Origin of the sequence: Streptomyces sp. NPDC056948 (assembly GCF_042674225.1) — a bacterium.
GTDB lineage: Bacteria > Actinomycetota > Actinomycetes > Streptomycetales > Streptomycetaceae > Streptomyces > Streptomyces purpurascens.
On sequence record NZ_JBHUQX010000208.1, the window covers coordinates 1 to 15,985 of the forward strand.

The following is a 15,985-nucleotide window of genomic DNA, read 5'->3' on the forward strand; positions in this document are numbered from 1 at the left end:
GTACGTAGGCCGCGGCCGCCACGTCGAGCGGGTCCGCGGCCGGGGGCGGGGAGCCTGAGTCGAGGGCGCCGGCGAGTTCCGGCTGGGCCTCTCTGAGCTTCTCCCCGATGCGCTGCCGGAACAGTGGGTCGGTCTCCAGCGCGGAGGCCATGGCGTTGCCGGCGAACTTGGCCCTGCGGTTCGGGGCGAACCGGGCGTACTGTCGGAGCTGTGCGGGCAGCTCGCCGACCGTCAGCGATCCGAAGCCGTCGGAGACGATCTGCACGACCTTGCGGCGCACGCCGTCGGGCAGCGGACGGTCGAGCACCTCGGCGGCGCCGTCGGCCGGCCCCCCGCCTGTGGTCTCCACCATCCGTCACACCCCAATGCCTGTGCGGGGCCAGCTCCCCTCAGGAGCCGGCGCCCGGCCTGTCCACGAGTTCCACCTGGTCCACCGCGTTGCACCAGCGGCAGCGCACCGACTCGATGGTCTCACTGAGCACCTCGCGCTCCTCGACCTTCGCCTCTCCGGCCAGGTCCAGGTGGACGTACTCGACGACCTTCGACGAGCGGGTCACGTCGAAGCGCGTGAGGTTGCCGCAGAGGGTGCAGCGCCACCGCGTCTCGGCGGTCGGCAGGGGAACCGTCATCGTGGCCTGTTCTCTTTCCTTCTAGTGTCCGTGACGCCACCGGCTTCCCCGGTACGTATGGCTCGTAACCCTACGGCCTGCTGGGTCCTCGTCGCCTGCGTGTCCACGGCGGCGAGGCGGTCTGTGCGGTTGCGTCCGGTTACGTCATGCTCTGTAGCCATGATCAGCAAGTGGAGTGCGTCGATCGCTCGGGCGAGCGGATCGATCAGAGGTTCGTCGGCGCCGGTGACGTACTCACTGATCGCCCTGTGCTGCACGGTCTTCCTGGCCGGGCCCGCCTCGGGCCTCGGCCCGGCGTACGGCTCGGGCGACGATGTGCTCGCCGCGCAGCGGGCCTACTTCCGGCACTGGGGCGTGATCCCCGCAGAACTGTTCGAGGGATCCCCCGGGTCGGCCCTCACCCCGGTGACGGCGCTCTTCGTCCACGGCACCTGGGTGCACCTGCTCGGCAACATGCTCTTCCTCTACGTCTTCGGGGCGATGACCGAGGAACGGATGGGGCGGGTTCAGTTCACCCTGTTCTACGTCGGCTGCGGCTACCTGGCCCTGCTCGGGTACGCCGTCGCCAACGCGGATTCCGAGCAGTCCCTGGTCGGTGCCTCCGGGGCGATCTCGGCGGTCCTCGGCGCGTTCCTGTACCTGTTCCCCCGTGCCCGGGTGACCAGTCTCCTGCCGTTCCTCTTCTTCCTGCCGGTGCGCTTCCCGGCCTGGGTCGTGCTGCCCTTCTGGGCGGCACTGCAGTGGCTGGCGGCGGGGCGGGCCTCGGACGGGCCCGGGGTGGCCTACCTCGCCCACCTGGTCGGATTCGGTCTGGGCTTCTGCTACGCCTCGGTCCGCTACGGCCGCCCCACCGGCCCCACTAGAGTGAAGACCGCCCCAGCTCCGGCCCCCGAGGGAGAGAACCAGCCGTGATCACCGCGATCGTCCTGATCAAGACCAGCGTGGACCGGATCCCCGAGATCGCGGAGTCGATCGCGGCGCTGGACAGCGTCAGCGAGGTCTTCTCGGTCACCGGCACCTACGACCTCATCGCGATGGTCCGGGTGACGGAACACGAGGACCTCGCCGAGGTCATCCCCGGCCGGATCAGCAAGATCCCCGGCGTGGAGGGCACGGACACGCACGTGGCGTTCCGTACCTACTCGCAGCACGACCTGGAGGCGGCGTTCTCGATCGGGCTGGACAACTAGGGCTTGCAGGCCTGACTGGCTCCGGATGAAGAGTTCTTCATCCGGGGTTCATCATCCGCCGCGGGTTCCGTCCGCAGGATCAGGCGCATGGCATTCTCCCGTCGTATGGCCGCCCTCTCCGCGGTCGTGCTGATCCCCCTGGGCATCGCGGCGACCAGCTACGCCCTCACGGACAGCCCTCAGTCGCCGAAGGTCCCGTCCCAGCAGGTGGAGCTGGACAGCGGCACACCAACCCCCACCTCCACGCTCGGCCCCACCCGTAAACCCACGCCTGGCGACGAGGTCGTCTCGCGGCCTCCGGTGACCGACAGCTCGGCTGGTGACGATGATGACGACGACCGCGGCCAGGGCAACGGAGACGACGGATCGGGCGACGACGGACCCGGCTCCGACAACTGACCCCGGCCGGCGGCGCGTCTCCGCCCGGGTCCGCATCCTGCTCTGGCTGCTGCTCGTGATGGCGGTCGCGCTCGCCTCGGTGGCCATGACCACCCGCTCCTTCCTGCTGCGGGACGTCGACAACCGGATCAACCGCCTGCTCACCCAGGAGACCGGCGAGTTCGCCAACTTCGAGGAACGGGGCGGGGATCCGCAGACGGGCCGCCCGTTCACCGACGCGAACCGGCTGCTGACGGTGTTCCTGGAACGGCAGTACCCCGACGCGGACGAGGAGCTGATCGGCCTGGTCGGCCGGGCGGGGAGCGGCCCCCGGCAGATCCGCCAGCAGCACGACCTGCCCGTCGCCCTGCCCCTGCACCGGGATCCCGCCGCCAAGCGCGCCGTCTTCGACTCGCCCGAGTCCTCCGGGGTGCTCCAGCGCCCCGAGGGCGAGATCCGCTGGGCGAAGGTCACCGTGGCCCGGCAGGGCCGGGCACCGGACGCCGCGTTCGTCGTCGCCTTCCACCCGGAACGCGAACAGGCCCGGGTGAACGACATGTTCCGCACGCTGCTCGTCATCTCCGGGGTCGCCCTGCTGCTGACCGTCGGCATCGCCTGGGCGGTCGCCGGGCGGATCCTCAAACCGGTGCGGGTCGTACGCACCGCGGCGGCCCAGCTCACCGAACAGGGCCTCACCCGGCGGATCCCGGTGCACGGCAACGACGACATAGCCGCCCTCGCAGAGACGTTCAACGGCATGCTCGACCGGTTGGAGCGGGCCTTCGCCGCCCAGCGCGAGTTCGTCGACGACGCGGGGCACGAACTGCGTACCCCCATCACCATCGTGCGCGGCCATCTGGAGCTGATGGGCGACGATCCGGCCGAACGTGAGGAGACGGTCCGGCTGGTCACCGACGAGCTGGACCGGATGAGCCGCATCGTCGAGGACCTGCTGCTGCTCGCCAAGGCCGAACGCCCCGACTTCGTCTCCCCCGAGCCGGTCCAGGTCGCCGAACTCACCGCCGACGTCTACGTCAAGGCCCGCACCCTGGGCGAACGCGACTGGCGGCTCGACGGGGTCGCCGACCTGGAGGCCGAGCTGGATCCGCAGCGGATCACCCAGGCCATGGTGCAGCTCGCGCAGAACGCCGTGCAGCACACCACCACCGGCCAGGCCATCCGCATCGGCTCCCGCACCGACGGCCCGGACCTGGAGCTGTACGTCGCCGACTCCGGACCCGGGGTGCAGCCCCAGGACACCGAGGTGATCTTCGAACGCTTCCGGCGCGGCACGGCCCGCCGCGGCGCCCGGGGCTCCGGCGCGGGCCTCGGGCTGTCCATCGTCAAGGCGATCGCCGAGGGCCACCGGGGCCGGGTACGGCTCCACGGCACGCCCGGCGGCGGCGCCACCTTCGCCCTCGTTCTGCACGCACCCCGGGCACCGGAAGGGGACCCCACGTGAACCGCATCCTCATCGTCGAGGACGAGGAGCGCATCGCCTCCTTCGTGGAGAAGGGCCTGCGCTCCAACGGCTTCACCACGACCGTCGTCACCGACGGCGACGCGGGGTACGAGTACGCCCTGACCGGCGGCTTCGACCTCGTCGTCCTGGACATCGGGCTGCCCGGCCGGGACGGCTTCACCATCCTGCGCGAGCTGCGCGAGGCACGGGTGTCGGTGCCGGTGATCGTGCTGACCGCGCGGGACTCCGTACGGGACACGGTGGCCGGCCTGGAGGGCGGTGCCGACGACTGGATGACCAAGCCGTTCCGCTTCGAGGAGCTGCTCGCCCGGGTACGGCTGAGGCTCCGTACGGCGGCGCGGGCGCCGGAGGTGACGGTGCTCAGGTCGGGCTCCCTGAGCCTGGACCTGCGCACGCGCCGGGCCCGTTCCGGGGAGCGGACGGTCGATCTGACGGCTCGCGAGTTCGTGCTGCTGGAACTGTTCCTGCGGCATCCCGGGCAGGTGCTGTCGCGGGAGCAGATCCTGTCCCATGTGTGGGGGTACGACTTCGATCCGGGGTCCAACATCGTGGATGTGTATGTACGGACGCTGCGGAAGAAGCTGGGGGCGGAGCGGGTGGAGACGGTGCGGGGGATGGGGTACCGGCTGCCCGCCGGGTGAAGTTCCCTTCATCTCCGGCTCATCGACGACTCACCGCCCGGGCGGATTCTCGATGACGTGACCCTGAACCTGCGAACCACCGCCTCGCTGTGCGCGGCACTGACCGTCTGCCTGCTGCTCGCGATCCCCGGGAACTTCCCGGGACTCGGCGGCGACGCCCGTTTCACGCTCGCCGTGTTCGTGTTCGCGACCTGTGCCTGGATCGGGACGTCGATCGACGACACCTACATCGCGCTGGGCGCCGGACTCGCGCTCACGGTGACCGGGGTGATCAGCAGCGACACCCTGTTCGGCACGCTCGGCGATGCCACGGTGTGGCTGTTGATCTGCGCGTTCGTGCTGGCGGCAGCGGTGAGCCGGACCGGGCTCGCGGGCCGGGCGGCGGTGTTCCTGGTCAGTGGGGCACGCACCGTACGGCAGCTCGTGCACCTGACGACGGCCGCCCTGGTCGTCACGGCGTTCGCGGTGCCCGCCACCTCGGGCCGGGCCGCGCTCGCGCTACCGGTTTTCCTCGCCCTCGCGAAGGTCCTCGCCGACCGGAAGCGACTGGTCGTGATGCTGGCGTTGCTGTTTCCGACCGTGATCCTTCTGTCGGCGGTGGCGACCCTGATCGGCGCGGGCGCGCATCTGATCACCGTGTCGGTGCTGTGGGAGACGACCGGGCAGCACATCGGCTTCACGGAGTGGCTGCTGCTGGGTCTGCCGCTGGCCGTGGCCTCGTCCCATCTGGCCGCCGAGCTGGTGATGCTGACGACGACCCGGCGGGCGGACCGCCGCGGCCCGGTCAGCATCACTCCGGAGCAGATCCAGGAGCACAGCGAGCAGCCGGTGACCGGCCCCTGGAGCCAGGCCGAGAAGCGCTGCACCCTGCTCCTCGCCACGGTGGTGCTGCTGTGGTGCAGTGAGCCGCTGCACCGGGTGCCGCCCGCGCTGGTCGCGCTGATCGGCGCCGTCATCGCCTCCTCCCCCGCCCTCGGCACCGTCCGTCTGAAGGACGCACTGAAGACCGTCCCCTGGTCGCTGCTGCTGTTCATGGCGGCGACGATGGCGATGGGCGTCGCGCTCGCCGACTCGGGAGCGGCGAAGTGGCTGGTCTCGGGGCTGCCGACGGGCGGGTCGCCGGTGGTGTTCCTGGCGATCGTGATCGCCGTCAGTACGGCGGCCCATCTGGTCCTGCAGTCCCGCTCGGCCCGTTCGTCGGTCCTGGTCCCGCTGGTCGTGGCCGCCGCTGTCGGCGTCGGGGTCAACCCGGTCGCCGCCGCGCTCGCCTCCACCGCCGCCGCGGGCTTCTGCCACACCCTGCCCGCCTCGGCCAAGCCGGTCACGCTCTTCGCGCAGCTCCCCGGCACCCCCACCTACACCCCGCGCGACCTGCTGCGGCTGTCCGCGTTCCTGGCCCCGCTGACCGCCACGCTCGTCCTGTTCTTCGCCGTCGCGGTATGGCCGCTGCTCGGCGTGTCCGTCACCCGTTGAGGAGTCCTCATGCTGACCCGTGTCGTAGTAGCCCCCAGCGGCTTCAAGGAGTCCCTGTCGGCGGAGGCGGCGGCCGACGCCATCGCCGCGGGTGTCCGCCGTGTCCTGCCCGACGCCGAGATCGACCTGGTTCCGCTGGTGGACGGCGGCGAGGGCACGGCCGTCGCCCTGGCCGCCGCGACCGGCGGCCGGCTCGTCACCGTGCCCGCCACCGGCCCCGTCGGGGAGACCATCAGCGCCCATTTCGCCCTGCTGGGCTCCGGGGACACGGCGGTGGTGGAGATGGCGGCGGTCGCGGGCCTCTCTCTCGTCCCGCGCGATCTGCGCGACCCGGGCGCCACCACCACGTACGGCGTCGGCGAACTGATCCGCTCCGCCCTCGACCGGGGCGTCCGGCGGATCCTCGTCGGCTGCGGCGACTCGGGCACCTCGGACGGCGGCGCGGGCGCGCTCCAGGCGCTCGGGGCCCGGCTCCTGGACGACCGGGGCGAGGAACTCCCTCTCGGTGGCCGGGAGCTGACCCGCCTGCACCGCATCGACCCGGCCGGCCTGGACACCCGCCTCGCGGACGTGGAGTTCCTCGTCGCCTGCAACCCCTACAACGTGCTGTGCGGCGAGCGGGGCGTGGCCCGGGTCTTCGGCCCGCAGAAGGGCGCGACGCCCGTGCAGGTCGAGGAACTGTCGGCCGGCCTGGAGAACTGGGCCTTCGTCCTCACCCGCGACGTCGCCGTCCCGGACACCAACCTCCGCCACGGTCCCGGAACCGGAGCCTCCGGCGGTCTGGGAGCCGGCCTCGCCGCACTGGGCGCCCGGCTCCTCCCCCGCTTCGACGTGCTGCTGGACCATCTCGACCTGGACGCCCGCCTGGCCCGCGCCGACCTGGTCGTCACCGCCGAGGGCGCCCTGGACCACCAGACACCGCGCGGCAAGGTCCCGGCCGAGGTGGCCCGCCGGGCCAAGCTCCACGGCCGCCCGGTCCTGGCCCTCGCGGGCACCCTCGGCGAGGGCGCGCACGAGGTGCCGGGCGTGGACGCGTTCAGCGGCATCCTGCCGGCTCCGATGGCCCTGGCGGAGGCCCTGGTGCGGGCCTCCGAACTCCTCACGGACGCGACCGAACGCGCCCTGGGGATGATCCTGCTGGGCGCCCGGCTACCAGTTCACGCGGAGGTGTCCGGAACGCAACGGCCGTCCTCCGTACGGTAGTTCCACCGCGCGCCGTCCTGGACCAGCTCCTTGACGGCGCTGACGAACCGCTCGACGTGCTCGTCGGGCGTGCCCGCGCCGAAGCTCACGCGGATGGCGTTGAGGGACTTCTCGCCGGGAGCCGCCTCCGGTGCGCCGCACTCGCCCTGGGTCTGCGGGTCGCTGCCCAGCAGCGTCCGGAGGAGCGGGTGGGCGCAGAACAGCCCGTCCCGCACCCCGATGCCGTACTCGGCGGAGAGGGCGGCGGCGAAGTGGGAGCTGTTCCAGCCCTCGACGACGAAGGAGATGACGCCGACGCGCGGGGCGTCGTCACCGAAGAGGGAGAGGATCCGCACCTGAGGCACCTCGGCGAGGCCGGTACGCACCTTCTCGATCAGGTACTGCTCGCGCGCGACCAGGTTGTCGAACCCGGCCTCGGTGAGCGCCGTGCAGGCGGAGGCGATGGAGTAGGCGCCGATGACGTTCGGGGAGCCGGCCTCGTGGCGGGCGGCACTCTCGTGCCACTCCACGTCGACGCCGCCGTCCGTGCGCCGCGCCACCCTCCGCGAGGCACCGCCGCCGGCGAGGTAGGGGTCCGCCTCCCGCAGCCAGTCGGCCCGGCCTGCCAGGACGCCGGAGCCGAAGGGCGCGTACAGCTTGTGCCCGGAGAAGGCGACCCAGTCGACGTCGAGGTCCGCGACGGACACCGGGTGGTGCGGGGCCAGTTGGGCGGCGTCCAGCACGATCCGGGCGCCCTGGGCGTGCGCGGCCGCCGCGAGCTCCCGTACGGGCCACAGCTCGCCGGTGACGTTCGAGGCGCCGGTGACGCAGACGAGGGCCGGCCCGTAGGGCTCTCGGTCGGCGAGGGCGCGCTCCAGGGTCTCGACGGCCTGGCGCGGGCTGCTCGGGGCGTCGAGGTAGGTGACGCGCGCGTTCCGCCACGGCAGCAGGGAGGCGTGGTGCTCGGTCTCGAAGACGAAGACCTGGCAGTCGGCCGGGAGCGCGGCGGCGAGGAGGTTCAGGGAGTCGGTGGTGGACCGGGTGAACACCACCTGGTCACCGTCCCGGCAGTCGAGGAACTCAGCGACGGTCCGCCGGGCGTTCTCGAAGAGGTCGGTCGACAGCTGGGACAGGTACCCGGCACCGCGGTGGACGCTGCCGTAGTACGGCGCGTAGGCGGCGACGTCGTCCCAGACGCGCTGGAGCGCCGGGGCGCTGGCGGCGTAGTCGAGCGCGGCGTAGGTGACCTCGCCCCCGGTCACGAGCGGCACGGTGACATCCCGGCCGAGAACGGGCAGCGAGGCACAAAGGGACTGGTCGGCGGCGACAGCGGAGACAGACATGGGTGAACTCCCGTGAAGGCAGGTGAAATCCTCCCGCGAGCACGTACGGCGGTACGCACGGCTACAAGCGGGGGTGAAGGAAGAAGGGGGTGCGGAGGCGGGGCTCTGCGGCCCTATCGCATTCGCTGGTTCACGAGAAACTCCTCGTCACGCGCTTGCCGCAGACCTCGCTGCCTACGGCCTGGTCTTCACCCGGGGCACCCCGCCACGGACGGAGGGTTGCCGGACAGTCGGCCGGGGCCTCATGACTGTCACTCATGACCTGATCAGGAAAGTACGCGAAAAGATCGGCGTCCCGCAACCCGAGTCCGGATCGCGGGACGCCGTACGGGATCCGCTAGGTGTTGCTCGCGGCCACCCAGCGTTCCAGGGTCCGCTTCGCCGCACCCGAGTCGATCGACTCCGCCGCCTTCGCCATCCCGGCACGGATCTGGTCGGCCAGCGGTGCCGCCGTCGGCTCCAGAGCCACCAGCGCGGCCGCCGAGTTCAGCACGACCGCGTCGCGGACGGGCCCGGTCTCGCCCTCCAGCAGACGGCGGGCGACCTCGGCGTTGTAGGAGGCGTCCGCGCCGCGCAGGGCCTCCACCGGGACCAGATCGATGCCCACGTCGCGCGGGTCGAAGGCCTCCTCGGCCACCTTGCCGTCCCGGACGATCCACACCCGGGACGTGGCCGTGGTGGTCAGCTCGTCCAGGCCGTCGTCGCCCCGGAAGACCAGGGACGAGTTGCCGCGCTCGGCGAAGACGCCCGCGACGATCGGCGCCATGCGCGGGTCCGCCACACCGACGGCCTGGGACCGCACCCGGGCCGGGTTGGTCAGCGGGCCGAGCGCGTTGAACACCGTACGGATGCCGAGCTGGCCGCGTGCCGCGCCCGCGTGGCGCAGCGCCGGGTGGAACTTCACCGCGAAGCAGAAGGTGATCCCGGCCTCCTCGGCGACCTCCGCGACCCGGTGCAGCGGCAGCTCCAGGTTGACCCCGAGCTTCTCCAGCACGTCGGAGGCACCGGACGCCGAGGACGCGGCCCGGTTGCCGTGCTTGACGACCTTCGCGCCCGTGCCGGCGACGACGATCGAGGACATCGTGGAGATGTTGACCGTCTTGGCGCCGTCACCGCCCGTGCCGACGATGTCGACCGTCGCCCCGGGCACCTCGATCACGTTCGCGTGCTCGTACATGGTCCGGACGAGGCCGTTGATCTCCTCGACGGTCTCGCCCTTGGCCCGCAGGGCCACCACGAAGCCCGCGATCTGCGCCTCGGTCGCCTCGCCGCGCATGATCAGGTCCATGGCCCAGGCGGTGTCGTCCGCGCTCAGGTGCCTGCCGTCCAGCAGGCCGTTCAGCAAGGCGGGCCAGGAGCGGCCCGCCGCGGTGTCGCCTCCAGCGGGGGTCACAGCGCTCATAAGCCGCTCCTGGGTCCTCGTACGTCACGTAAAAGCAGTGGTCCCACCCTATCCAGCCCCGGGCACCACGAAGGGCCCCGTCCGAACACCGGACGAGGCCCTTGTGTGGCGTGGCGAAGCAGTGATCAGTGGTGGCCGTGGCCGCTCGTGATCTCCCGGTACTCCTCGGCGGTGGGCTTCGGGATCTGGGCCCCCTCGCCGAAGTAGGACTCGCTGAGCTTGGCGCGCAGCTTCTCGGAGCCCTTCACCTTGCGCTCGACACCGTTCTCGTCGACCGTCGGGCCGATCTCGGCCGGCTGGTACTGGTCGTGCGCCGTGAGCGTGTACATCTGCTCCTGGCTGAGCGGCTCGTGCACCTCGATGAACTCACCGTGCGGCAGGCGCTTGATGATGCCCGACTCGCGGCCGTGCAGCACCTTCTCCTTGTCCCGGCGCTGCAGGCCGAGGCAGATGCGCTTGGTGATGATGAACGCGGCGACCGGTCCGAGGAAGAACCCGATCCGGACGAACCAGGTGACCGAGTTGATCGACAGATGGAAGTGCGTGGCGACGATGTCGTTGCCACCGCCGATCAGCATGATGATGTAGCCGGTGACCCACGCGACACCGACACCCGTGCGGGTCGGGGCGTTGCGCGGCCGGTCCAGGATGTGGTGCTCGCGCTTGTCCCCGGTGACCCACGACTCGATGAACGGGTAGAGGGCGATGATCCCGAGGAAGACACCGAAGAGCACCAGTGGGATGAACACGCCCAGGACGAGCGTGTGGCCCCAGAAGTTGACTTCCCAGCCCGGCATCGCACGGATCAGACCCTCGGCGAAGCCCATGTACCAGTCGGGCTGGGCACCGGTCGACACCTGGTCGGGACGGTAGGGGCCCAGGACCCAGATCGGGTTGATCGTCGCGATGCCGGCGAGGGCCGAGATGACACCGAAGACCAGGAAGAAGAAGCCTCCGGCCTTGGCCATGTAGACCGGCAGCAGCGGCATGCCGACGACGTTCTTGTTGGTCCGTCCGGGACCCGCGAACTGGGTGTGCTTGTGGTAGAAGACCAGGATCAGGTGGCCGACCACGAGCCCGAGCATGATGCCCGGCAGCAGCAGGATGTGGATCGAGTAGAACCGGGCGACGAAGTCGGTGCCCGGGAACTCCCCGCCGAACAGGAACATCGAGATGTACGTGCCCACGATCGGCACGGACAGGATCGCGCCCTGCGTGAAGCGGACACCGGTGCCGGAGAGCAGGTCGTCCGGGAGCGAGTAGCCGGTGAAACCGGTGAACATGCCCAGGACGAACAGCAGGAAGCCGAACATCCAGTTGATCTCACGCGGCTTGCGGAACGCGCCGGTGAAGAAGACGCGCATCATGTGCACGAACATGCCGGCGAGGAAGATGATCGCCGCCCAGTGGTGGATCTGCCGGATCAGCAGACCGCCGCGGACGTCGAAGCTGATGTCCAGGGTGGAGGCGAACGCCTCCGACATGAGCTGTCCCTGGAGCGGGACGTAACTGCCGTGGTACTCCACCTCGTTCATCGACGGGTGGAAGAACAGCGTCAGATACACACCCGTGAGGATGATGATGATGAAGCTGTAGAGGCAGATCTCGCCCAGCATGAAGGACCAGTGGTCCGGGAAGATCTTGCGCATGTTGGCCTTGGCCAGGGAGTAGATCCCGAGGCGGCCGTCGGCCCAGTCGGCGACCCGCTCACCCGCGGGCGCCTTGCGGCGTTCTTGTGCAGTGCTCATCCGCGCTCCCAGAAAGCAGGGCCGACGGGCTCTTCGAAGTCGCCGAGCGCCTCGAGGTAGCCCTCGTCGTTCACGCCGATGCGGAGCTGCGGCAGGGCGTGACCAGCGGGACCGAAGATCACTCGGGCACCGTCGGAGAGGTCGAAGGTGGACTGGTGGCAGGGGCAGAGCACGTGGTGCGTCTGCTGCTCGTACAGGGAGATCGGGCAACCGACGTGGGTGCAGATCTTCGAGTACGCGACGATGCCCTCGTGCGACCACTCGAGCTCGCGCTTGTCCTTGATGTTGTCCGGCTGGATCCGGACGATCATCAGGGCGGCCTTGGCGATCTCGTTCTGGAACTCGTGGTCGTGCTCCTCCAGGCCCTCGGGCTTGGCGAAGGTCAGCGAGCCGACCGCGACGTCCGACGGACGCAGCGGCTCGTTCGTGTTCATGTTGACGAGCAGCTTGCCCTTGGACCACAGCGTGTGGCGGAGCTTGGTGCCGGGCAGCGGGCCGAGGTCGCGCAGCAGCACGACGCCGGAGAGCGGCACCAGCGTGAGCGCGCCGAGCATGGTGTTGCGGATCAGCTTGCGGCGGCCGAGCGCGGACTCCTTGGCGCCCTGCTTGAAGTCGGCGAAGACCTTCTCGCGGACCTCGGGCGTCGCGGCGATCGCGTGCCGCTCGTCGGCGACCTCCACGTCGGACATCAGGGTGCGGGCCCAGTGGACCGCGCCCGCGCCGATGCAGAACAGCGCGATGCCGAGCGTCATGCCCAGCGCGAAGTTCAGCGCGCTGATGTGACCCAGCGGGAAGATGAAGACCGACTTGTCGACCGGGATCGCCACGAACGCGGCGATGAAGGCGACGGTGGCCAGCATCGACACCGTGAACAGCAGGGCGACCGAACGCTCGGACCGCTTGGCGGCCCGCTCGTCGACGTCCTGGACCCGGTGCTCGTGGGGAGGCAGGCCCGGGTCGGCGAACGGGTGCTTGTCGTCCGGGACGCTCACCGCGTCGTGCCCGTGCTCGTCACGTCCCGCGTGCTCGGCGGGCAGGTTCTCTTCTGGAATGTCTTGGCTACTCATGACTTCTTGGCCTTTGCGGTCCGGGCGGCGACCCACACGGCGACGGCGATCAGTCCGCCGAGACCGAAGATCCAGCCGAACAGGCCCTCGCTGACCGGCCCGAGGCCGCCGAGCTCGAGGCCGCCGGGGCTCTCGGTCTTGTCGCTGTTGACCGCGTCGAGGTAAGCGATGATGTCCTTCTTGTTCTCCTCCGACAGCGTGGTGTCGGGGAAGGACGGCATGTTCTGCGGGCCGGTCTGCATGGCCTCGTAGAGGTGCTTCGCGGAGACGCCCTCGAGGGTCGGCGCGTACTTGCCGTGCGTCAGCGCACCGCCCTTGCCGGTGAAGTTGTGGCACTGCGCGCAGTTGGTGCGGAACAGCTCACCGCCCTCGGCGATGTCGGCGCCCTCGGGGCCGTACTGCTCCTCCGTCGGGATGGACGGACCGGCGCCCAGCGAGGCGATGTACGCCGCGAGCTGGTCGATCTCGGCCTGCGAGTAGATGTTCTTCTTCGCCGGGACCTGCGGGCCCTGCGAGGTGGCGGCCGGCATGCGGCCGGTGCCCACCTGGAAGTCGACGGCCGCGGCGCCCACACCCACCAGGCTCGGCCCGTCGGAGGTGCCCTGACCGCCGGTGCCGTGGCAACTGGCGCAACCGACCGAGTAGAGCTTCTTGCCCTCCTCGATGGTGAGGGACTGGGCGGTTTCGTCGGCCTTCGCCGGGCTCGTCGGTGCGAACACGGCATACAGCCCCCCGGTGCATGCCAGCGCGAGGAGTAGGACGACGAGCGCCGCCAGCGGGTGGCGTCGTCGTGCGGAGAGCTTTTTCACGGATTACCCCGGTGTCAGGATCTTCTGCGTCGATGCTTCTGGGATGCGTGCTTCGTCGAGCACGCGTGGATGCGGGCCCTGCTACTTGATCATGTAGATCGTGGCGAAGAGGCCGATCCAGACGACATCGACGAAGTGCCAGTAGTAGGACACGACGATCGCGGCGGTCGCCTGCTCATGGGTGAACCTGCTGGCGGCGTAGGTCCGGCCGAGGACCAGCAGGAAGGCGATGAGACCGCCCGTCACGTGCAGGCCGTGGAAGCCGGTGGTCAGGTAGAACACCGAGCCGTACGGGTCGGAGGACAGGGACAGGCCCGCCTCCTTGACCAGCTCCGTGTACTCGAGGACCTGACCGCCGATGAAGATCGCACCCATTACGAAGGTGACGATGAACCACATCCGGAGCTTCTTCACATCACCGCGCTCGGCGGCGAAGACGCCGAGCTGGCAGGTGAGCGAGGAGAGCACCAGGATGGTGGTGTTCGCCGCCGAGAACGGGAAGTTGAGATGGGCAGCCATCTCCTTCCAGTGATCGGGACCCGTCACCGATCGCAGGGTGAAGTACATCGCGAAGAGGGCCGCGAAGAACATCAGCTCGGAACTCAACCAGATGATGGTTCCGACGCTGGTGAGGTTCGGCCGGTTGACCGACGGGTGCGCGTGCCCGGTTTCTGCTGTCGTTGCTGTCGCCACGACCGACATTATGTCGGTCGCTTATCCCGCCCTCACTCCGGGGGGTGCCGTTCGGAGTGTCTTCGCCTGTCGTACCGGTGTTGACGTGGTGTTCAAGGGAGTAGCATCCCGCCCATCGGGCCTGTCCTTACGACGCTGACGTCACGGAGGAACAATGCAGCCGACCGCCACGGTGCTGGTCTACAGCGACGACTCCAACACCCGCGAACAGGTGCGGCTCGCCACGGGCCGACGGCCGGCTCCGGACGTCCCTGTGGTGGAGTTCATGGAGTGCGCGACTCCGGATGCGGTGCTCAAGGAGCTGGACCGGGGTGGGATCGACGTCTGTGTGCTGGACGGCGAGGCCGTGCCGATGGGAGGCATGGGGCTCTGCCGGCAGATCAAGGACGAGGTGTTCGACTGCCCGCCGGTGCTGTTGCTGATCGGGCGGCCGCAGGATGCGTGGCTGGCGACCTGGAGTCGCGCGGAGTCGGCTGTGACGTTGCCGGTGGAGCCGGTGGAGTTTGCGGCCGCCCTGGCCGCTTTGCTGCGGGAGAAGAAGGCCCTGAACGCCTGAGGGCTCGGGGCTGCCGGTTGTGTGGCGGGTGCGGGTGCGTGGGGGTTGTTCGCGCAGTTCCCCGCGCCCCTTCAGGTCAGACGCTCTGAGGGCGTAGGCGGGCGCTGTCTGCCGCCGAGGGGCCGTCCGGGGTGCCGCCGATCAGGGCGCTGCCTGTGCGCCACTTCTGCCAGTCGAGGTTCCAGTCGCCGAAGCCGTTGCCGAAGGGGGCCATCGTGTCGCCGCCGGAGTTGATGACCTTGACGATGTCACCCTCGCGTACGGTGTCGTAGAACCACGCGGCGTTCTCGGTGCTCATGCCGGTGCAGCCGTGGCTGACGTTGGCCGCACCCTGGGATCCGACCGACCAGGGGGCGGCGTGGACGTACTCGCCGCTGTTGGTGACCCGGACGGAGTGGTGGACGATCAGGTCGTAGAAGTCCGAGGCGCCGATGCTGGCGCTGGTCATGCGGACGGTGCCTTCCTTGGCCAGGACGACCTTGACGCCGTTGCGGGTGTCGTAGCCGGGCATACCCGTGGTCACCGGTATCTGGCGGACGATCTCGTCGTTCTTGTAGACCGTCATCTGGTGGGCCGAGGCGTCCGTGACGGCTATGAGCTTGTCGGCGGTGCTGATCGTCAGCGGCTTGGCCTTGCCGCCGCCCCACAGGCGGTCGCCGACCTTGATGCCCTCCAGGTTGCTGCGGACCTGGACGGTGGCCTGTGCGGGCCAGTAGTCCTTCGGGCGGTAGTGGAGCTTCTTGTCGTCCACCCAGTGCCAGGCACCGTCCACCGCGGGCATGGAGGAGACCTTGAGCGCGCGTTCGACGACGGCCCGCTGGGCCCTGTCCTTGACGGGCCGGCTCAGCTCTGCGGTGACGGGCTGGCCGACGCCGTAGGTGCCCGTCTTCGGGCCGAAGGTGACGTCCAAGCGCTTCTTGGTGGTGGGCTTGCCGGTGTCGAAGGTGAGGACCTTGCGGCCGGGCGCCCCGTCCTCGTCCTCGGTGCTCACACGGACCGTGTAGCCGGCGTTGGCGGCGAGCGGTGCGGTGCTGTGCCAGCGGCTGCCGTCGGCGGCGAGTTCGCCCGCCAGATAGCGTCCGGCGGCGTCGTGGGCCGTGACGTCCGTGATGCGCCCGTCGGAGTCCTCGGCGACCACTTCCAGGGGCTTGTCCGGGTCGGCCTTCTTACGGCCCTCGGAGGGGCCGTTGAAGGAGATCTGGTCCGCCGCGTCGTAGGGGCGGTGGGAGAGCGGGTTGCCGTCCGAGCCGCAGGCGGTGACGCCCGCGCAGAGGGCTATCACCAGCAGCGTGCAACTGACGACGGTGCGGGGCCGGAATATCGCTGTGTGGCTCATGACCTCACGCTAGGAAGCCCCGTCAACAGCGGCACGCCGAGAGACTCGTACGAGT

16 protein-coding genes, 1 pseudogene and 1 riboswitch are annotated in these 15,985 nt (G+C 70.0%); of the genes and pseudogenes, 8 read left to right on the forward strand and 9 right to left on the reverse strand.

Going from position 1 to position 15,985, the window contains the following annotated elements; all coding sequences use genetic code 11:
• Nucleotides 1–352 (reverse strand): annotated as a pseudogene (locus tag ACFTZL_RS25385) (RNA-binding protein); the annotation flags it as partial.
• A 37-nt stretch (nt 353–389) separates the two neighbouring features.
• A complete protein-coding gene (locus ACFTZL_RS25390; protein WP_184596435.1) occupies nt 390–629 on the reverse strand; it encodes a hypothetical protein in 240 nt (79 codons plus the stop codon).
• A gap of 159 nt (nt 630–788) precedes the next feature.
• On the opposite strand from ACFTZL_RS25390, the gene ACFTZL_RS25395 reads away from it, so the two are divergent.
• The 7 genes from ACFTZL_RS25395 to ACFTZL_RS25425 all read left to right on the forward strand — a co-directional run bounded on the left by ACFTZL_RS25395 (nt 789) and on the right by ACFTZL_RS25425 (nt 6,997).
• Entirely contained in the window at nt 789–1,541 is a 753-nt protein-coding gene (locus tag ACFTZL_RS25395; RefSeq protein ID WP_382587066.1) for a rhomboid family intramembrane serine protease, read from the forward strand.
• On the forward strand, nt 1,538–1,819 hold the full coding sequence (locus ACFTZL_RS25400) for an Lrp/AsnC family transcriptional regulator (protein WP_382587069.1): 282 nt from the start codon (nt 1,538–1,540) through the stop codon (nt 1,817–1,819). The genes ACFTZL_RS25395 and ACFTZL_RS25400 overlap by 4 nt, the downstream gene beginning before the upstream one ends.
• Before the next feature lie 87 nt (nt 1,820–1,906).
• Nucleotides 1,907–2,218 carry a small secreted hydrophilic protein gene (locus tag ACFTZL_RS25405; protein ID WP_382587072.1) on the forward strand — a complete coding sequence of 104 codons (312 nt, stop codon included), beginning with the start codon at nt 1,907–1,909 and terminating at the stop codon, nt 2,216–2,218.
• The gene (locus tag ACFTZL_RS25410) at nt 2,148–3,659 is read left to right on the forward strand and encodes an ATP-binding protein (RefSeq protein ID WP_382587104.1); all 1,512 of its coding nucleotides are present in this window, start codon (nt 2,148–2,150) and stop codon (nt 3,657–3,659) included. The genes ACFTZL_RS25405 and ACFTZL_RS25410 overlap by 71 nt, the downstream gene beginning before the upstream one ends.
• Complete coding sequence (locus ACFTZL_RS25415; RefSeq protein ID WP_356021227.1) at nt 3,656–4,321, forward strand: response regulator transcription factor; 666 nt, start codon at nt 3,656–3,658, stop codon at nt 4,319–4,321. Before ACFTZL_RS25410 ends, ACFTZL_RS25415 begins: the two co-directional genes overlap by 4 nt.
• Before the next feature lie 57 nt (nt 4,322–4,378).
• Entirely contained in the window at nt 4,379–5,794 is a 1,416-nt protein-coding gene (locus ACFTZL_RS25420) for an SLC13 family permease (RefSeq protein WP_382587075.1), read from the forward strand.
• A gap of 9 nt (nt 5,795–5,803) precedes the next feature.
• The gene (locus ACFTZL_RS25425) at nt 5,804–6,997 is read left to right on the forward strand and encodes a glycerate kinase (RefSeq protein WP_382587078.1); all 1,194 of its coding nucleotides are present in this window, start codon (nt 5,804–5,806) and stop codon (nt 6,995–6,997) included.
• Here the strand turns inward: ACFTZL_RS25425 and ACFTZL_RS25430 are convergent.
• The 6 genes from ACFTZL_RS25430 to ACFTZL_RS25455 all read right to left on the reverse strand — a co-directional run bounded on the left by ACFTZL_RS25430 (nt 6,952) and on the right by ACFTZL_RS25455 (nt 14,047).
• A complete protein-coding gene (locus ACFTZL_RS25430) occupies nt 6,952–8,319 on the reverse strand; it encodes an aminotransferase class V-fold PLP-dependent enzyme (RefSeq protein ID WP_382587081.1) in 1,368 nt (455 codons plus the stop codon). The two genes, ACFTZL_RS25425 and ACFTZL_RS25430, sit on opposite strands and share 46 nt — an antisense overlap.
• Before the next feature lie 146 nt (nt 8,320–8,465).
• A riboswitch (SAM riboswitch) is annotated at nt 8,466–8,582 on the reverse strand.
• 74 nt (nt 8,583–8,656) lie between these two features.
• Nucleotides 8,657–9,721 (reverse strand): anthranilate phosphoribosyltransferase, encoded by a 1,065-nt coding sequence (trpD, locus tag ACFTZL_RS25435; RefSeq protein WP_382587084.1) that lies wholly within the window; start codon nt 9,719–9,721, stop codon nt 8,657–8,659.
• Between the two features lie 125 nt (nt 9,722–9,846).
• Entirely contained in the window at nt 9,847–11,469 is a 1,623-nt protein-coding gene (locus ACFTZL_RS25440; protein WP_382587087.1) for a cytochrome bc complex cytochrome b subunit, read from the reverse strand.
• Entirely contained in the window at nt 11,466–12,536 is a 1,071-nt protein-coding gene (locus ACFTZL_RS25445; RefSeq protein ID WP_382587090.1) for a Rieske 2Fe-2S domain-containing protein, read from the reverse strand. Before ACFTZL_RS25445 ends, ACFTZL_RS25440 begins: the two co-directional genes overlap by 4 nt.
• Entirely contained in the window at nt 12,533–13,345 is an 813-nt protein-coding gene (locus ACFTZL_RS25450) for a c-type cytochrome (RefSeq protein WP_382587092.1), read from the reverse strand. The genes ACFTZL_RS25445 and ACFTZL_RS25450 overlap by 4 nt, the downstream gene beginning before the upstream one ends.
• Nucleotides 13,346–13,426: 81 nt before the next feature.
• Nucleotides 13,427–14,047, reverse strand: coding sequence for a heme-copper oxidase subunit III (locus ACFTZL_RS25455; protein WP_382587095.1), 621 nt, complete (start codon nt 14,045–14,047; stop codon nt 13,427–13,429).
• 145 nt (nt 14,048–14,192) lie between these two features.
• Here ACFTZL_RS25455 and ACFTZL_RS25460 point away from each other — a divergent pair, with 145 nt between their 5' ends.
• Nucleotides 14,193–14,594, forward strand: a complete 402-nt coding sequence (locus ACFTZL_RS25460; RefSeq protein WP_382587098.1) for a hypothetical protein — start codon at nt 14,193–14,195, stop codon at nt 14,592–14,594.
• A 76-nt stretch (nt 14,595–14,670) separates the two neighbouring features.
• Here ACFTZL_RS25460 and ACFTZL_RS25465 read toward each other — a convergent pair whose 3' ends face one another.
• Nucleotides 14,671–15,930 (reverse strand): Ig-like domain-containing protein, encoded by a 1,260-nt coding sequence (locus ACFTZL_RS25465; protein WP_382587101.1) that lies wholly within the window; start codon nt 15,928–15,930, stop codon nt 14,671–14,673.
• Nucleotides 15,931–15,985 lie beyond the last annotated feature (55 nt).

Coding starts and splice junctions, on each gene's coding strand:
- ACFTZL_RS25410 (WP_382587104.1), top strand. CDS start 2,148: ATGACGACGACCGCGGCCAGGGCAACGGAGACGACGGATCGGGCGACG.
- trpD (WP_382587084.1), bottom strand. CDS start 9,721: ATGAGCGCTGTGACCCCCGCTGGAGGCGACACCGCGGCGGGCCGCTCC.
- ACFTZL_RS25395 (WP_382587066.1), top strand. CDS start 789: ATGATCAGCAAGTGGAGTGCGTCGATCGCTCGGGCGAGCGGATCGATC.
- ACFTZL_RS25430 (WP_382587081.1), bottom strand. CDS start 8,319: ATGTCTGTCTCCGCTGTCGCCGCCGACCAGTCCCTTTGTGCCTCGCTG.
- ACFTZL_RS25460 (WP_382587098.1), top strand. CDS start 14,193: ATGCAGCCGACCGCCACGGTGCTGGTCTACAGCGACGACTCCAACACC.
- ACFTZL_RS25445 (WP_382587090.1), bottom strand. CDS start 12,536: ATGAGTAGCCAAGACATTCCAGAAGAGAACCTGCCCGCCGAGCACGCG.
- ACFTZL_RS25465 (WP_382587101.1), bottom strand. CDS start 15,930: ATGAGCCACACAGCGATATTCCGGCCCCGCACCGTCGTCAGTTGCACG.
- ACFTZL_RS25390 (WP_184596435.1), bottom strand. CDS start 629: ATGACGGTTCCCCTGCCGACCGCCGAGACGCGGTGGCGCTGCACCCTC.
- ACFTZL_RS25405 (WP_382587072.1), top strand. CDS start 1,907: ATGGCATTCTCCCGTCGTATGGCCGCCCTCTCCGCGGTCGTGCTGATC.
- ACFTZL_RS25455 (WP_382587095.1), bottom strand. CDS start 14,047: ATGTCGGTCGTGGCGACAGCAACGACAGCAGAAACCGGGCACGCGCAC.
- ACFTZL_RS25440 (WP_382587087.1), bottom strand. CDS start 11,469: ATGAGCACTGCACAAGAACGCCGCAAGGCGCCCGCGGGTGAGCGGGTC.
- ACFTZL_RS25425 (WP_382587078.1), top strand. CDS start 5,804: ATGCTGACCCGTGTCGTAGTAGCCCCCAGCGGCTTCAAGGAGTCCCTG.